A 14,834-nucleotide genomic window follows, 5' to 3' on the forward strand; every position below is an offset into this window, starting at 1 on the left:
GGCAGGGGTTGCCTGTTCGGCTGCCCGCTCAGTCGATGCGGTACGAGACTCCGGTCAGGCGCTCGGATTCCGTCCACAGCCGCGCCGCCGAGTCCGGGTCGTGGGCCGCGTCCCCGGCTCGGTTCAGTTCCGGATGGCCGCGGAATTTGCCGGAAGGGCCGTAGAATTCGCCGCCGCGCGCCTTCGGATCCACTGCGGCGCGCAGGGTGGGCAGGGCGCCCATCTCGGTGGACTGCAACAGCCAATCGGTCATCCAGCGCATGGACGGGCGGTGCAGGAAGCGGATGGCCGGGCCCATATTGTCGGCGAAGTCCGACCGCGCTACACCCGGATGCGAGGCCAGCGACGCCAGTTCGGCGTCGGTGCCATTGAGCCGTCGCTGTAATTCGAAGGTGAACAGCAGATTCGCGAGCTTCGAGGCTCCGTACACCTTCAGCGGCTGGTATTTGCGACCCTCGTAATTCAGGTCGCCGAGGTCGAGGGTGGGCTTGAGATCCTCGGAACCGCCGCTGCTGACCGTCACCACCCGGGCCTGAGGCGCGGCGAGCAGTAGGTCCAGCAACAAGCCGGTGAAGGCGAACGGCCCGAGATGATTGGTGGCGATGGTGCTTTCGAACCCGTCCTCGGTGACGGTGCGGCGCTGATTGATGGTGCCCGCATTGTTGATCAGTAGGTCGATCCGGTCGTATTCGGCGCGGACCTTGTCCGCGGCCGTGCGCACCGCGGCCAGCGAGGCCAGATCCAATGGCACGATCGGCAATTCGGCCTCCGGCGCGGTCTGCCGGATGAATTCCGCCGCCGCCGCGGCCTTCTGGATGTTCCGGCAGGCCAGCACCACGCGCGCCCCGCGCTGGGCCAGCATCCGGGCCGTCTCCAGCCCGAGTCCCGCGCTGGCGCCGGTCACAATCGCGGTGCGGCCCCGCAGATTCGGTATGTCGGCCGCGGTCCACGGCGTCGTCTTCTCACCCAACTCGATCTTCCTGACACCTGAGGCCCCCTTCGATGGACCTCAGGAGCCTAGATCGGGTCGACGTCGGCCACCAGCCAGCGACCGTCCTCCTTGTCGAGCTTCACACGCAGCCGGCTGGCATCGTAGGTGCCCTTGGCCGGATCCTTGCCGGTGCTCTTCTGATTCAGGAAGATCATGACCTCGGCGTGGTCGTCGGTCGCCGAGATGACGCCCGATTCCACCACGGTGGCCTCGACCACCAGTTCCTTGTCCTTGGCGCCGGGCGCCAGCACGGTATCGGTGACCTGTTTCCAGTCCGCCTGGAAGTCGTCGGTCATGTCCTCCATGACCTTCGGCATCTGGGCATCGATGGTACGGAAGTTGTAGCCGAACATGCCCTGCACCGCGCGCCGGGCCACGACGGCGGAATCCTCACGGGCGGAAGCGACCTGATCGTCCTGCCACCAGCCGTAGCCGACCCAGGTCCCGGCGCCGACGCTGAGGACGAGCAGGGCGGCCGCACCGGCCAGGATCAGCAGATCACGCAGTTTCGCGGTCATACCACCATCTCCATCGAGGTCGCGGTGAAACCGTTCTCGCCCCGGACGATGGTCACCTTGAATCGGAACTGCCGCTGCTGCGGCCCCTCCGCCCCCGCATTGGTGAGGGTCTGCTTGACGGCCACCAGCACGATGGCCGAATGGTCGTCGCTGGTCTGCAGGGCGGCCTCGATGACCTCGCCCTTGGCGCGCACCTCGGCCTTCTGCACGATGGCCGCGTAATCGTCCTTGCGCTGGGAGTATTCGGTATTGAGATCACCGGAGGTCACCGCGAGCACACGGTTGATGTCGTCCTGCGCGGTGTCGGCATTGATATTGGTGATATTGAGCATGGCCTGCTTGGCGGCCTGGACGTAGTCCGCGCGCAGGGCTTCCTCATCGCTGAGCTTATTGCGCTGGACGGCAAGGAATACGGTCGCCGCGGCCACCGCGACGGCCAGTACGAGCGCGGCCGCCGAGACATACCAGGCCCATCTGCTCGACTTGTCGTCCGAAGCGGCTGCGGGCGCTTCGGCTGCGACCCTGTCGGTAGCGGGCTCGTCGGCCGCGACGGCCGGAGCGGCGTCTTCCTTCTTCGCGAGTTCGACCGGCGCGGCGGGGGCTTCGTCCGCGACGGGAGGCTCGGGAGCCTTGGGCGGCTGCGGAATCCGCTCCTCCGCCGTCGCGGCGGTCCCACTCACTGGAACCACGATCTCGCTCACCGGTGTGGTGGTCTGCTCCTCCGGCGGCGGCCCCTCCGATCGCACGGCCCGCCGCCGTGTCCGCTTCTTCCCCACACTCGGTTCATTCATCGCAACTGCTCCTGGACCATCGCTGTCAGGCTGGCCGGAACCACTCCGGAGCCGTCGGCCCCGATATTGGTGATGCGGTAGTCACGACCGTCGTCACCCATGAATGTTCCGGTAAGCGGATCGTACGGCCGGGTCTCGACCGAAGCCGGTTGAGTCCCATTGGCCGCACCGGCGGGCTGCCCGTCCGGGGTCACCGGATTGGGATCGCCGAACGGCGGATTGTCGCCCAGCGGGATGTATCCCTGCGGGTCACGGCACATTTCCGGGGTCGGCGCGCGCTTGCCCGGGACTTCCATACAAGGCATATTACGGATGCCGCGCACCGCATAGGGCGCATCCTGCGGCACCTTGCAGTACAGGCCCGCCGGGGTGTCCGGCGCATCGAGCAGGGCGGCCGAGCGGCGCTCGTCGCCGGGCAGGAAGCCGGTGGTGCAGCCCTGCGGATCATTGAGGCTGACCATGAAGTCCACCATGGCGCCGTATTCGAGCGGCCCATTGGTCGCCGCGGTCAGCAGACCTGCGATCAGGGGCGGGAAAACCACCAGCAACTGCTCGAGCCCGGCGTCGTAGGTGTAGGTGACCTGGCCGACGCTGACCAGATTGCGCGCCAGCAGCGGCAGGGTGGGTTTCAGATCCTGGAAGAGCTGGGTGGCGCGGGTGGCCGTACCGGGCGTCTTGGCAATGACATTGCGCAGCGACGGATCGTGTTCGCGCAGTTGATCGGTGAGCGTGGCCAGATCCTGGGTCCAGGACCGGATGGCCGCGTCCGATTCCACCTGGGTGTCGAGCAGCGGTCCGATCTTCTCGATCAGATCCTTGGTGGCCGCGGAGTTGTCCTTGGCCTCCTGCACCAGCAGCGCGGCGGAGTCGATGAACCGCTGCAAGTCCGGTCCCGCGCCGTCGAAGGCCTGGAAGGCGTCGTCGATGACCTGCCGCAGTTTGGTGTCGGCGACACTGTTGAGCAGCCGGTCGGTCTGATCGAGCAGGGTGCCGACATCCTGCGGCAGCTTGGTGCGGTCGACCTTGATGACCGAACCGTCGGACAGGTTGCCGCCCTGGGGATCCGCGGCGGGCACCAGGTCCACGTACTGTTCGCCGACCGCCGAGACGCTGCGCACCCAGGCGTCCACATCGGAGGGGATCTTGTAGTCGCTGTCGATGGACAGTTCGGCGTTCACGCCCGCCGGGGTGAGCCGAACCGCCTGCACCTTGCCGACATTGGTGCCGCGATAGGCCACATTGGCGTTCTCGTAGAGCCCGCCGGTGGCCTCCAATTGCACGGTCACGTCGTAGCGCCCGATGCCGACCATGGCCGGAACACCCACGTACGCACCGCTCATCACGGAGAGGCCGATAACGGTCAGCACCGCGAAAATGGCGAGCTGGATCTTGACGAAGCGGGTGAGTTTCACTGTCCACTCCCTTGCGGCACGGTAATGCCCGGAATCGCGGGCAGCCCCGGAATCGGGCCCACGCCCGGCAGGGTCGGCTGCTGGGATTCCGGCTGCGGTTGCAGCGGCGCGGTCTTGGGATCGACCGGTTCGCCCGCGGTGCCGCCCATCTGGCCGAGCGCGCCCTCGACGCCCGCGTAGCGCGGGCCGAGCGGGGTGCCTGTGAGGAAGTTCTTGGCCAGGCGGGCCGCGGTGAGATCGAAGGTGATCTTGACATTCAGATAGTCGCCGCGCACCGCGCCGTCCATGTAGTGCATGGGGAACGGGAAGGTCAGCAGCATGCTCAGCGCCGAGGTGAGGTTGGTGCCGGTATTGGCCAGCTGTTCCAGCGCGGGCCACAGATTGGCGAGATCCGCGGTCAGATTGTCGCCGCCCTCGTCGACGATGCGCGACACCACATCGCTGAGCCCGCCGAGCGCGGTCAAGGTGCCGGTGATACTGGCCCGCCGATCGGCCAGCACGGTCAGCGCCGGATGGATGTTCTCGATGGCCGAGGACAGCTGATCCTTCTGCTGGGCCAGGATTCCGGAGAACCGGTCCAGCCCGCTCATGGCGGCGATGATGTCCTGGGTCTGGGTGTCCAGGGTGCCGATGAGGGTGTTCAGCTGCGGCAGCAGATCCCGGATGGCGTCGGTATTGCCGACCAGCGCCTTGTTCAGCTCGGAGGTGATGTTCTCCAGCTGCGAGATGTCGCCGCCATTGAGCACCACCGACAGCGAGGAGAGCGTCTGCTCGGTGGTCGGGTAGGCACCGGCCCGCTCCAGCGGAATGACATCGCCGGGCTTCAGCTCACCTTGTGCCGCACCGTCTTCCGGTGCGGCCAGCTCCAGGTGATTACTGCCCAGCAAGCTGGTCTGCCCGATCTTTGCGGTGGCATTGGCCGGTAGCTTCACACCCTTCTCGAGGCTGACGGTGACCAGCGCGTGCCAGCCCTCCACCTCGATCCCGGTAACCGTGCCGACGGTGACATCGTGCACGCGGACCGGCGAATTGCGGGTCAGCGTGGTGACATTCGGCATCTGGATGCTGATCTGCCAGGCGTCCTCACCGGTGCCCTCGGCGCCGGGCAGGGGCAGCGAGTTGAGGCCGTCGAACTGACATCCGGTGGCGCCCAGGGCGATCGCGAGGCCGATCGCCAGTCCCGCCACCCGGCGGCGTCCGCGCAGGGTCTTCATCAGTTGCCTCCCGGAAGGGCCAGATCGGCGAGGCTGCCGGGCACGGAGACCTGGGCTCCGGCCTCCGCCGCGAGTTCCGGTGTGCTGTAGGTCAGCTGCTCCGGATAGGCGGTGGCATTGGTGGGTGTGCTGAGCATGAGCGGCGGATAGTTCATGACCAGGCTCTGCAGCGCCGGGCCGAGATTCTGCGCGCACAGATCCGCGGTGCGGTCGGAATCATTGGTATCGAGCGCCTCGATGGAACCGCAGATGAAGCTGAGCGGATCGGCGAAGTTGGTGAGCACCGGATAGCCGGTCAGCGTGCCCTGGGCGGGCTTGTAGAGCTGGTAGAAGTTCACCAGCGCGGTGGGACCGGAGTGCAGCACGGTCTCCAGTTCGGGCCGCTTGTCCACCAGCAGCTGGGTGACATCGGCCATGCGCTGCAGGCCCTCGGTCAGCGCGCCGCCGCGGGATTCGATGAAGCGCCGCACATCCTCGACCGCGATATCCAGATTGTCCAGGCCCGCACCGAGATCGGCGGAGACACCGGCCAGCACCGAGGAGACCGAGGCCAGGCGGCCGCCGAACTGCACGATCTGGTCATTGCTCTTGGACAGCACGTCCACGAACAGCTGAAGATTGCGAATGGTGGCGAACAGGTCGGTGCGACCGTCGGAGAGCGTGTTCAGCGCGCTGGACAGTTCCCGCAGGGTGTCGCGGAACGCCTGGCCATTGCCGTCCAGATTGTCCGCCGCGGTGTCCACGAACCGGCCGAAGGAGCCCTGCTCGTCATTGCCGACCGGGCCGAGAGTGGTTGCCAGCTTGGACAGTTCGGCCTTGATGTCGTCCCATTCCACCGGGATGGCGGTGCGCTCGATGGGAATGGTGCCGCCGTCCTCCAGCTTGGCGCCGCCGGTGTAGGCGGGGGCCAGCTGAATGAACCGTGCGGACACCAGCGAGGGCGAGACGATGACGGCCTTGGCGTCGGCGGGCAGATCGACGCCGCGGTCCACGGTCATCTTCACGGTGACCCGGTCCTTGCCCGGATCCACCGAATCGATGGTGCCGACCCGGACGCCCAGGACACGCACCTCGTCTCCGCCGTACAGGCCGCTGGTGGACGGGAAGTACGCGGTGATCTGCGTCTTGCCGATCCGGCTCAGCGCCGGATAGGCGAGTGCGGCGACGACGGCGATCAGCGCCACCAGGGCGGCGATGCGGGCCCAACGGGGCAGGGCGGCGGCCTTTTTCAGTGCGTTCATTTGCCGGGCTCCGTCAGTCCGGGGTAGAGACCCACCGGCGGGCCGCCGGTGTCGAGGTAGGACCACAGGTCCGCGGGCAGGTGCTCGGGCCAGACCATGGCGTCGATCAGCGCCTGAATGCCCTTACTGGTGGCATTGGAGATGTAGGCCTGGAAGTAGGGGCCGCTGCCGACCTGCTCGCCCAACGCGCCCGCGTACGGGCCGAGGGTGTCGAGCGCGTCGGACAGGTCCTGCTTATTGCGCTGCAGGATGTCCAGCACCGAATTCAACCGCTCCAGTGTGGGTTTCAGCTGCGCCTCGTTGTCGTTGACGAATCCGGTGAGCTGCTGCGCCAGGCCGTTCACGTACACGATGAGCTGAGCGAGCGCGGTGCGCCGGGCATCCAGTTCGCCGAGCAGCGAATTGCCGTCCACCAGCAGTGCGCTGATCTTGGCGGCGCGATCGGACAGCACCTGGGTGACGCCCTGGGCCTTGCTCAGCAGTTCGGTCAGCGCCTGATCGCGGGTATTGATACTGCGCGACAGGGCGGTAATGCCGTCCAGCGCCGAGCGCAGCGGGGCGGGGGTGTCGGCGAAGGTCTCCGACAGCGCGTCCAGGGTGGTGTTCACCTGCTGCATGTCCAGGCCGCCCACGGTGGTGGCCAGATCGCCCAGCGCGTCGTTGAGCGAGTACGGGGAGGTGGTGCGCTCCAGCGGGATCGGATCGTCGGCGCGCAGTCGACCGTCCCCGCTCGGGCTCAGCTCGAGCGATTTGCGCCCGAGCACCGTATTGGTCTTGATGGCCGCGCCGGTCTTGTCGCCGAGCCGGATGCCCTCGTCCAGCGAGAAACGCACCAGCACCTTCGCGCCGTCCAGCGAAACCTCTTCCACGCGGCCGGATTTGACCCCGTCCACCTGGACGTTGTCGCCGGGGACCAGCCCGCCCGGGTCACCGAAGTAGGCGGTGTACTGCGTCCCCGAGGCCAGGAACGGCAACCGGTCGAATTGCAGCGCGGCCAGGGAGACGGTCACCGCGAGAACGATGCCGATAATGCCCACATCGATTGCGGGCGAACGCTGTTCGCTCACTTGGCGCACCTCCCGGTGGTCTGTCCGCCGGGCATCTGGATCAGCATCGGCTTACCGTCCGGACCGTCGATCAGCAGGTTGGTCGCGCAGGCGTAGATGTTCAGGAACGAACCGTAGGAGCCGATGCGGACCAGCTTCTTGTAGGCCTCCGGCAGATTCTGGATGATCCACTCCGCCTCGCCGGAGCCGTTGTCCAGGACCTCGGCGGTGCGGCCCAGCTGGGTGATGGTGTCCTTCAGATCCGGCCGGGCCTGCGCGAGCAGTTCGGTGAGATCGCCGGTGGCCCCGGACAATCGGGGAAGGGCGTCGGCGATCGGATCCTTGTCCTCGGCCAGACCGCTGACCAGTCGCTGGAGTTCGTCGAGGGTGGTGGCGAACTGCTGATCGCGATCGTCGATGGTGGCCAGCATGGTCTTCAGATTGTCGATCACGCTGCCGATCAAGGCATCTCGCTCGGACAGCGTCTTGCCGAAGGATCCGGAGCTGTTGAGCAGCGAGACCAGCGTGCCGCCCTGACCCTGGAAGATCTGCAGCAGCGCCTCGGTGAGGTCGTTGACCTGCGCCGGATCCAGCCCGCGCAGCAGCGGTTTGATACCGCCGAGCAACATGTCCAGATCCAGGGCGGGCTTGGTGCGATCGGTGCCCATGGTCGCGCCGTCGCGCAGGACCTGACCGTTGCCCGGACCCTCCAGCAGTTCCAGATACCGGTCGCCCACGAGGTTCTCGTAGCGAATCGCGGCGGTGGTGCTGCTGTAGAGCTTGTACTTGCTGTCCACGTCGAATTCGAGGTGGGCCAGATTGTCCTTGCCGACCTTCACGCTGTTCACCGAGCCCACCGGCACGCCCGCGATGCGCACCTTCGCGCCGGGCAGGATGCCCGAGGAGCTGGTGAACACGGCGTTGTAGCCGTTCTCCGAGGAGAACTGCATCTGGCTGAACACGATGCCGAGCATGCCGAGCACCAACACCATGACGAGGGTGAACAGGCCGAGTTTGACGGTGACCGCGCGGGGCTTGAACTTCACTTACTTCACCCCCGGCAGTCCGGCGAACAGCAGCTGGAAGACGGTGCCCTCACTGGCGCGCGGCGTGGTCGCGGGCACGAAGACGTGCCCCTCGGCCGTGTCGGTGACCAGGTAGTTGGCTTCCTGTCCGGGCACATGGTCCAGAATTCCCTCGCAGTGCGGGCCGCCGGTGGCATTCACCTTCGGGAGGTCCTCCGGATACTTGTACGGCTCACCGGCGGGCATGATGCTGGCGTTCATGGTGACCGCCGCGTAGCGGCCGCCGAAGATATCGCCCACGATCGGCATATTCGAGCCGAGGCCGACAATGGTGCAGTACAGCGAGTCCCGGTACTCGTAGAGGGTCTCGGTGGTCGGACGCAGCAGCCGGAGTGCTTCCACGAGAGGTGATTCGGTCTCGTTGAGGATCGGGGTGGCCGTATCGGCCAGACCGATGAGATTGGTGAGCAGCGCGTCGATCTTCTGCTCGGAGTCCACGATGGCGCCGCTGGTGACCACCGCATTGTCGGTGGTGCGCAACAGGTCCGGCACGGTGTCGGCGTACAGGCCGGTCACCTGGGTGGTCTTCCGGAGATCCTGCTGCAGGGTCGGCAGCGAGGGGTTGATCTCGCGCAGGAAGGCGTCGCTGTCGACCAGCAGCTGGCCCAGCTTCTCGCCGCGGCCCTCCAGGGCCGAGCCCAGCGCGGACAGCGTCGCGTTCAGCTTCTCCGGCTCGACCTTGGCGAGCACGTCATTGAGATGCTGGAAAAGAGTACTGAATTCGACGGTCACATTGTTCGCCTGCACGACCGCGCCCGGACGCAGCGAGTCGCCGGACGGATTCTCCGGCACCATGAAATTGATGTACTTCGCGCCGAACACGGTCGTGGAGCGAATATCCACAACGGCATTGGCGGGCACCAGCTTCAATTGCTCATGGTCCACGGCCAATTCGATGTTCGCCCCGTCGGCGGTCTGCGTAATACCCGCCACCCGGCCGATTTCCACGCCGCGAACCTTGACCTTGGCATCGGGATCCAGCACCAGGCCGCTGCGCGGGGCCGCGACCACGACCTTGGCGGTCTGGGTGAAGCCGCCCGCAAAGCTGACCAGGCAGATCACCACTATGACGACCAGCCCGAGAATCAGGCCGACACCGGCCAGTTTGACGACCCAGCCCTGTTCGAGTGTTCTTTTGGGCCTGGGTTTTTCGACGAAGGGGGAGCCGATCGGGCTCCGCACCGGGTCCTGTTGTGTCACCATGTCCCGCCCCTACCCGGAGAGATGGAAATTGCCGGAGGTGCCGTAGATGGCCAGCGAGATCAGCAGTGTCACCGTGACGACCGCGACCAGGGAGGCGCGCACCGCGTTGCCCACCGCGATTCCCACGCCCACCGGTCCGCCCGCGGCGTGATAGCCGTAATAGGTGTGGATCATCATGACCGTGATGGCCATGACGATCGCCTGCCCGAACGACCAGAGGATGTCGCTGGGAATCAGGAAGGTCTCGAAGTAGTGGTCGTACACACCGGCCGACTGCCCGTAGATCACCACTGTCGCAAAGCGACTGGCGATGAACGAGGCGATGACGGCCAGGGAGTACAGCGGAATGATGGCGATCATGCCCGCCAGCACCCGGGTCCCGACGAGGAACGGAACCGGGCGGATGGCCATGACCTCGAGCGCGTCGATCTCCTCCGCGACGCGCATGGCGCCCAATTGCGCGGTCGCGCCCGCGCCGATGGTGGCCGCCAAGCCGATGCCCGAAATCACCGGCGCCGCAATGCGAACATTGATGAAGGCGGCGAAGAAGCCGGTCAGCGCCTCGACGCCGATATTGCCCAGCGAGCTGTAGCCCTGCACCGCGATGGTGCCGCCCGCCGCCAGGGTCAGGAAGCCGACGATCACGACGGTTCCGCCGATCACCGCCAAAGCGCCCGTGCCCATGGAGATCTCGGCAATGAGCCGAATGGTCTCGGTGCGGTAGTGCACGAAGGCCTTGGGCACCGAGGCCAGCGACTGCGCATAGAACAGCGCGTGCTTGCCGACCGAGTCGACGGCGTCGCCGGTCCGGCGCACGCGCCGCATGACCTTCGGAAAGCGGGACTGAATCACGAAAGCCATCTGATCACCGCGCCGTGAACTTGATGCCAACGGCTGTTACCACCACGTTGACGACGAACAGTGCCATGAAGGCGAAGACGACGGTCTGGTTCACCGCATCGCCCACGCTCTTCGGGCCGCCCTTGACGTTCAGGCCCAGATAACAGGCGACCAGTCCGGCGACGAGTCCGAACAAGGTTGCCTTCACTTCCGATATGACGAGTTCCGGCAGATTCGTTAGCAGCGTGATGCCATTGACGAAGGCGCCGGGATTGACGTCCTGCAGGAAGACCGAGAACAGGAAGCCGCCGAGAATGCCGATGGTGCAGACGAGTCCGTTGAGCAGTGCCGCCACGAACATGGAGGCGAGCACGCGGGGCACCACCAGGCGCTGCACCGGGTCGATGCCCAGTACCCGCATGGCGTCGATCTCCTCGCGAATGGTGCGCGCGCCGAGGTCCGCGCAGATGGTGGTCGCGCCCGCACCGGCCACGATGAGCACCGTGACCATGGGGCCGATCTGGGTGACGGCGCCGAATGCCGCGCCCGCCCCGGAGAGGTCGGCGGCGCCGATCTCACGGAGCAGGATGTTGAGCGTGAAGCTCACCAGCACCGTGAACGGAATGGCCACAAGCACCGTCGGAAGAATGGAAACCCTTGCGACAAACCACGATTGATCAACGAATTCACGTCGCTGGAATGGTGGCCGCACCGATGCGCGGGCGACGGCGCCGACAAGTTCGAAGAACCCTCCGACCGCCCGCAACGGTACGGCGAGGACATCATTCATTCCCGCGATTCCTCCTGCCCCTGCCTGGCTTATAGCAGCCGAGATTGATTTGCGATCCCGACCCTACCCGAATATTAGAACACGTTCTCATGCCGCTCGGGAAGATTTCGACGGTTTCTAACAGGGATTCTTTCTGAACTAGTGTCCATTTTTGAGAACATGTTCACCTCGAGCCCACCGTCACGCGCATGACACTTTTGTGAGGCGTCACACATAGTTAGTCCCCATTCCTACCAACGTTTGATGCCATGATCAACCGCTGATCGGGGGCCGAAACCCCCGGCAAACTGATGTGAGGGTTGACTAACCGAGATCCATCAGCGAGGACGCGGAAAAGGTCGCGCCCGCCGGTCGATCGGCGAAATAATCGCCCAGGGTCCGCGCAAGACCCGCTGTGCTCCACTCGCCCTCGGCGTCGAAGCGCTGTTCCACCACGGGAGCCGCCATCAGGGCCACCATCGGGCCGTAGACGACGAACAGCTGCCCGGTGACTGCCGCGGCGGCGGGCGAGGCCAGATAGGCCACCAAGCGCGCCACATGGTCGGGCGAGAGCGGATCCGGGCCCTGCTCGGGGGCCGCGGAGAAGACCTTCTCGGTCATGGCGGTGCGCGCCCGCGGCGCGATGGCATTGGCGGTCACGCCGAAATTGGCCAGCGCGCGCGAGGCCGACAGCGTCAGCGCGGTGATACCCGCCTTGGCCGCACCGTAATTCGCCTGTCCGGCCGGGCCCAGCAGGCCCGCTTCCGAGGAGGTGTTGACGATGCGCCCGTAGACCGGCGCGCCCGCCTCCTTGGACTTGGCCCGCCAGTACGCACCGGCATTGCGGGTCAACAGGAAGTGCCCGCGCAGGTGGACCGCGACGACCGCGTCGAAATCCTCGTCGGACATATTGAACAGCATCTTGTCCCGGGTGATCCCGGCATTGTTGACCACGATGTCCAGCCCGCCGAAAGCCTCCTCGGCGGTGCTGATCAGCGCATCGGCGGTGGCCCGCTCGGCAATGGAACCGGCCACGAACTCCGCCTTGGCCCCGAGCGCCCGGATATCGGCGAGGGTTGCGCTGACCGCGTCGTTTTCGGCAAGGTCGTTCACAATGACCGAAGCGCCGGCGCGGGCCAGCTCGAGGGCCTCGGCCCGGCCCAGCCCGGCACCGGCTCCGGTCACGACCGCAACCCGACCGGCAAGACTCACATCAGATTCGCTCACCGGGCCGACTCTAGAACGTGTTCCGCTCCACGGGCAATAGCGGATTCAGCCCAGTTTGAGGGCAGCCTTGGGGCACTGCGCCACGGCGGTCTCGATATCGGCCCTATTGGCCTCGGTGACCTCGGACTCGACGATGTGCAGCACATCGTCGTCATCGAGATCGAACACGTCGGGGGCGATTCCGACACAGATTCCGTTCGCTTCGCACTGGTCGAGATCGACAGTGGGCTTCATGACCGACTCCTTTGGGCTGATATGGGCCGAGCCTAACAAGCGAGGGTCGGCACGGGTAGCCGAAACACCCCGATTCAGGGCTCATACTGGAACATGTTTCACCCGCTGTGCAATGATCGGCTGAACCCTGAAACGAAGGCTAGAGGTACTGCTATGCGGATCGCATACACGCCGCAACAGGAACAGCTGCGCGCTGAGCTGCGTGATTATTTCGCTCGTCTCATCACTCCCGAACGGCGGGAAGCGCTTTCGGCCCAGACCGGTGAGTACGGGTCGGGCAATGTCTACCGCGAGGTCGTGGCCGAGATGGGCCGCGCCGGGTGGCTCACCCTGAGCTGGCCCGAGGAGTACGGCGGGCAGGACCGCTCCACCATGGATCAGCTGATCTTCACCGACGAGGCCGCCATCGCGGGCGCCCCGGTGCCGTTCCTGACCATCAACTCGGTGGCGCCGACCATCATGCACTACGGCACCGAGGAGCAGAAGAAGTTCTTCCTGCCCAAGATCGCGGCGGGCGAACTGCACTTCGCCATCGGCTATTCCGAACCGGGCGCGGGCACCGACCTGGCCTCGCTGCGCACCGGCGCGGTGCGCGACGGCGACGAGTGGATCATCAACGGCCAGAAGATGTGGACCTCGCTCATCGCCTACGCCGACTACATCTGGCTGGCGGCGCGCACCGATCCGGAAGCCAAGAAGCACAAGGGCATCTCCATGTTCATCGTGCCGACCACAGCCGAGGGCTTCTCCTGGACGCCGGTGCACACCATGGCCGGGCCGGACACCAGCGCCACCTATTACCAGGACGTGCGGGTCAAGCATACCGATATGGTCGGCCCGGAGAACGGCGGCTGGTCGCTGGTCACCAATCAGCTCAATCACGAGCGGGTGGCGCTGACCTCCTCCGCGCCGCTGGCCCTGGCGGTCGCGCAGACCACCGAATGGGCGCGCAATACCAAGAACAGCAATGGTTCCCGCGTCATCGACGAGGAATGGGTGCAGATCGCGCTGGCCCGCGTGCACGCCAAGGTGGAATACCTCAAGCTGCTGAACTGGGAGATCGCCTCGCGCGCCGATGCGGGCGGGGATGCCGCGCCGCGGCCGTGGGATGCCTCCACCTGCAAGGTGTACGGCACCGAACTGGCCACCGAGGCCTACCGCACCCTCATGGAGGTACTCGGACCGCAGGCCTACCTGCGCCAGGACTCCCCCGGCGCGCAGTTGCGCGGACGCCTGGAGCGTATGCACCGCGCCTGCCTGATCCTCACCTTCGGCGGCGGCACCAACGAGGTGCAGCGCGACATCATCGCCATGACCGCCCTCAAGCAGCCCCCGGCCGCGCGCTGATCGAAAGCTAGGTAGCAGACATGGATTTCACTCTTACCGAAGCGCAGCAGGACCTGGCGCGGCTCACCGCCGAGGTGACCGGCAAGCTGGTCACCGCCGACAAGCTGCGTGAGCTCGACAAGAACACCGACGCCGACGGCGCGCGCACCGTGCGCTTCGACGAAACGCTGTGGAGCTCGCTCGCCGAGACCGGCGTGCTGGCGGCCGCGCTCCCGGAAACCGTCGGCGGCAGTGATTTCGGCGTGCTCGAGCAGGCATCCATCCTGCGCGAGCTGGGCAAGGCCGTGGCCGCCGTGCCGTACCTGTGGTCGATCGTGCTCGGCGCGGGCGCGCTCGCACAGTTCGGTTCCGAGGCCCAGCGCGAACTGGCCGCACGGGCCGTCGCGGGCGAGGTCGTGCTCACCGTGGCGCTGACCGAGGAACGCAACTGGGAGCCCGCCAAACCGGTCACCACCGCGGACGAGAACGGCCATTGGCGCATCACCGGTCTCAAGACCACCGTGCCGTTCGCCCGGCAGGCCACCCGAATCCTGGTGCCCGCCACCGTGTCCGGGCAGGCCGCGCTGTTCCTGGTCGATCCGTCCGATCCGGGCGTGCACCTGTCCGATCAGATCGTCACCGACCGCTCCCCCGAGGCGCAGCTCGAATTCGAGGGCGCCCCCGCCGAATTGATCGGCACCCTGGAGCAGGGCCCGGAGATCCTGGAGTGGCTGCTGCACCGCGCCTGGCTGGGCCTGGCCGCCCAGCAGCTCGGCACCTTGGAGAAGGGCCTGGAGCTGGTCGCCGACTACGCCCGGGAGCGCAAGCAGTTCAACCGCAAGATCGGCAGCTTCCAGGCCGTGGCCCAGCGCCTGGCCGATGCCTACATCGAGGTCCAGGCCGTGCGCCTGGCCGTCCAGCAGGCCGCCTGGCGGCT

General features: G+C 66.3%; 15 protein-coding genes. 2 read left to right on the forward strand and 13 right to left on the reverse strand.

All coding sequences use genetic code 11. The features are described from left to right. Positions 1 to 28: 28 nt before the first annotated feature. The 13 genes from NC4_RS01145 to NC4_RS01205 form a co-directional block, all read right to left on the reverse strand. Positions 29 to 970: an oxidoreductase gene (locus tag NC4_RS01145; RefSeq protein WP_067531261.1), complete on the reverse strand. Its 942-nt coding sequence runs from the start codon at positions 968 to 970 to the stop codon at positions 29 to 31. A gap of 47 nt (positions 971 to 1,017) precedes the next feature. After that, entirely contained in the window at positions 1,018 to 1,509 is a 492-nt protein-coding gene (locus tag NC4_RS01150; RefSeq protein WP_067531263.1) for an Rv1363c family protein, read from the reverse strand. Beyond that, on the reverse strand, positions 1,506 to 2,300 hold the full coding sequence (locus tag NC4_RS38605; RefSeq protein WP_084528335.1) for an Rv1363c family protein: 795 nt from the start codon (positions 2,298 to 2,300) through the stop codon (positions 1,506 to 1,508). Before NC4_RS38605 ends, NC4_RS01150 begins: the two co-directional genes overlap by 4 nt. Continuing rightward, complete coding sequence (locus NC4_RS01160; protein WP_067531265.1) at positions 2,297 to 3,712, reverse strand: MCE family protein; 1,416 nt, start codon at positions 3,710 to 3,712, stop codon at positions 2,297 to 2,299. Before NC4_RS01160 ends, NC4_RS38605 begins: the two co-directional genes overlap by 4 nt. Next, the gene (locus NC4_RS01165; RefSeq protein WP_067531267.1) at positions 3,709 to 4,926 is read right to left on the reverse strand and encodes an MCE family protein; all 1,218 of its coding nucleotides are present in this window, start codon (positions 4,924 to 4,926) and stop codon (positions 3,709 to 3,711) included. Before NC4_RS01165 ends, NC4_RS01160 begins: the two co-directional genes overlap by 4 nt. Continuing rightward, a complete protein-coding gene (locus NC4_RS01170) occupies positions 4,926 to 6,167 on the reverse strand; it encodes an MCE family protein (RefSeq protein WP_067531269.1) in 1,242 nt (413 codons plus the stop codon). Before NC4_RS01170 ends, NC4_RS01165 begins: the two co-directional genes overlap by 1 nt. Beyond that, positions 6,164 to 7,234: an MCE family protein gene (locus NC4_RS01175; protein WP_067531271.1), complete on the reverse strand. Its 1,071-nt coding sequence runs from the start codon at positions 7,232 to 7,234 to the stop codon at positions 6,164 to 6,166. Before NC4_RS01175 ends, NC4_RS01170 begins: the two co-directional genes overlap by 4 nt. Further along, a complete protein-coding gene (locus NC4_RS01180; RefSeq protein ID WP_084528336.1) occupies positions 7,231 to 8,259 on the reverse strand; it encodes an MCE family protein in 1,029 nt (342 codons plus the stop codon). Before NC4_RS01180 ends, NC4_RS01175 begins: the two co-directional genes overlap by 4 nt. Then, a complete protein-coding gene (locus NC4_RS01185) occupies positions 8,260 to 9,501 on the reverse strand; it encodes an MCE family protein (RefSeq protein WP_084528337.1) in 1,242 nt (413 codons plus the stop codon). It abuts the gene before it with no gap. A 9-nt stretch (positions 9,502 to 9,510) separates the two neighbouring features. Continuing rightward, positions 9,511 to 10,362 (reverse strand): MlaE family ABC transporter permease, encoded by an 852-nt coding sequence (locus NC4_RS01190; protein ID WP_067531273.1) that lies wholly within the window; start codon positions 10,360 to 10,362, stop codon positions 9,511 to 9,513. Positions 10,363 to 10,366: 4 nt separating this feature from the next. Then, on the reverse strand, positions 10,367 to 11,131 hold the full coding sequence (locus tag NC4_RS01195; RefSeq protein WP_067531275.1) for an MlaE family ABC transporter permease: 765 nt from the start codon (positions 11,129 to 11,131) through the stop codon (positions 10,367 to 10,369). Between the two features lie 303 nt (positions 11,132 to 11,434). Further along, positions 11,435 to 12,337, reverse strand: a complete 903-nt coding sequence (locus tag NC4_RS01200; RefSeq protein ID WP_067531277.1) for a 3-oxoacyl-ACP reductase — start codon at positions 12,335 to 12,337, stop codon at positions 11,435 to 11,437. Between the two features lie 45 nt (positions 12,338 to 12,382). Next, positions 12,383 to 12,571, reverse strand: a complete 189-nt coding sequence (locus NC4_RS01205) for a ferredoxin (protein WP_067531279.1) — start codon at positions 12,569 to 12,571, stop codon at positions 12,383 to 12,385. A 153-nt stretch (positions 12,572 to 12,724) separates the two neighbouring features. Between NC4_RS01205 and NC4_RS01210 the strand changes: the two genes are divergently transcribed. Further along, positions 12,725 to 13,918, forward strand: coding sequence for an acyl-CoA dehydrogenase family protein (locus NC4_RS01210; RefSeq protein WP_067531281.1), 1,194 nt, complete (start codon positions 12,725 to 12,727; stop codon positions 13,916 to 13,918). A 20-nt stretch (positions 13,919 to 13,938) separates the two neighbouring features. Continuing rightward, on the forward strand, positions 13,939 to 14,834 hold an 896-nt coding region (locus tag NC4_RS01215), incomplete at its 3' end, for an acyl-CoA dehydrogenase family protein (RefSeq protein ID WP_067531283.1).

Origin of the sequence: Nocardia crassostreae (assembly GCF_001613405.1) — a bacterium.
In the GTDB taxonomy this organism is placed as follows: domain Bacteria; phylum Actinomycetota; class Actinomycetes; order Mycobacteriales; family Mycobacteriaceae; genus Nocardia; species Nocardia crassostreae.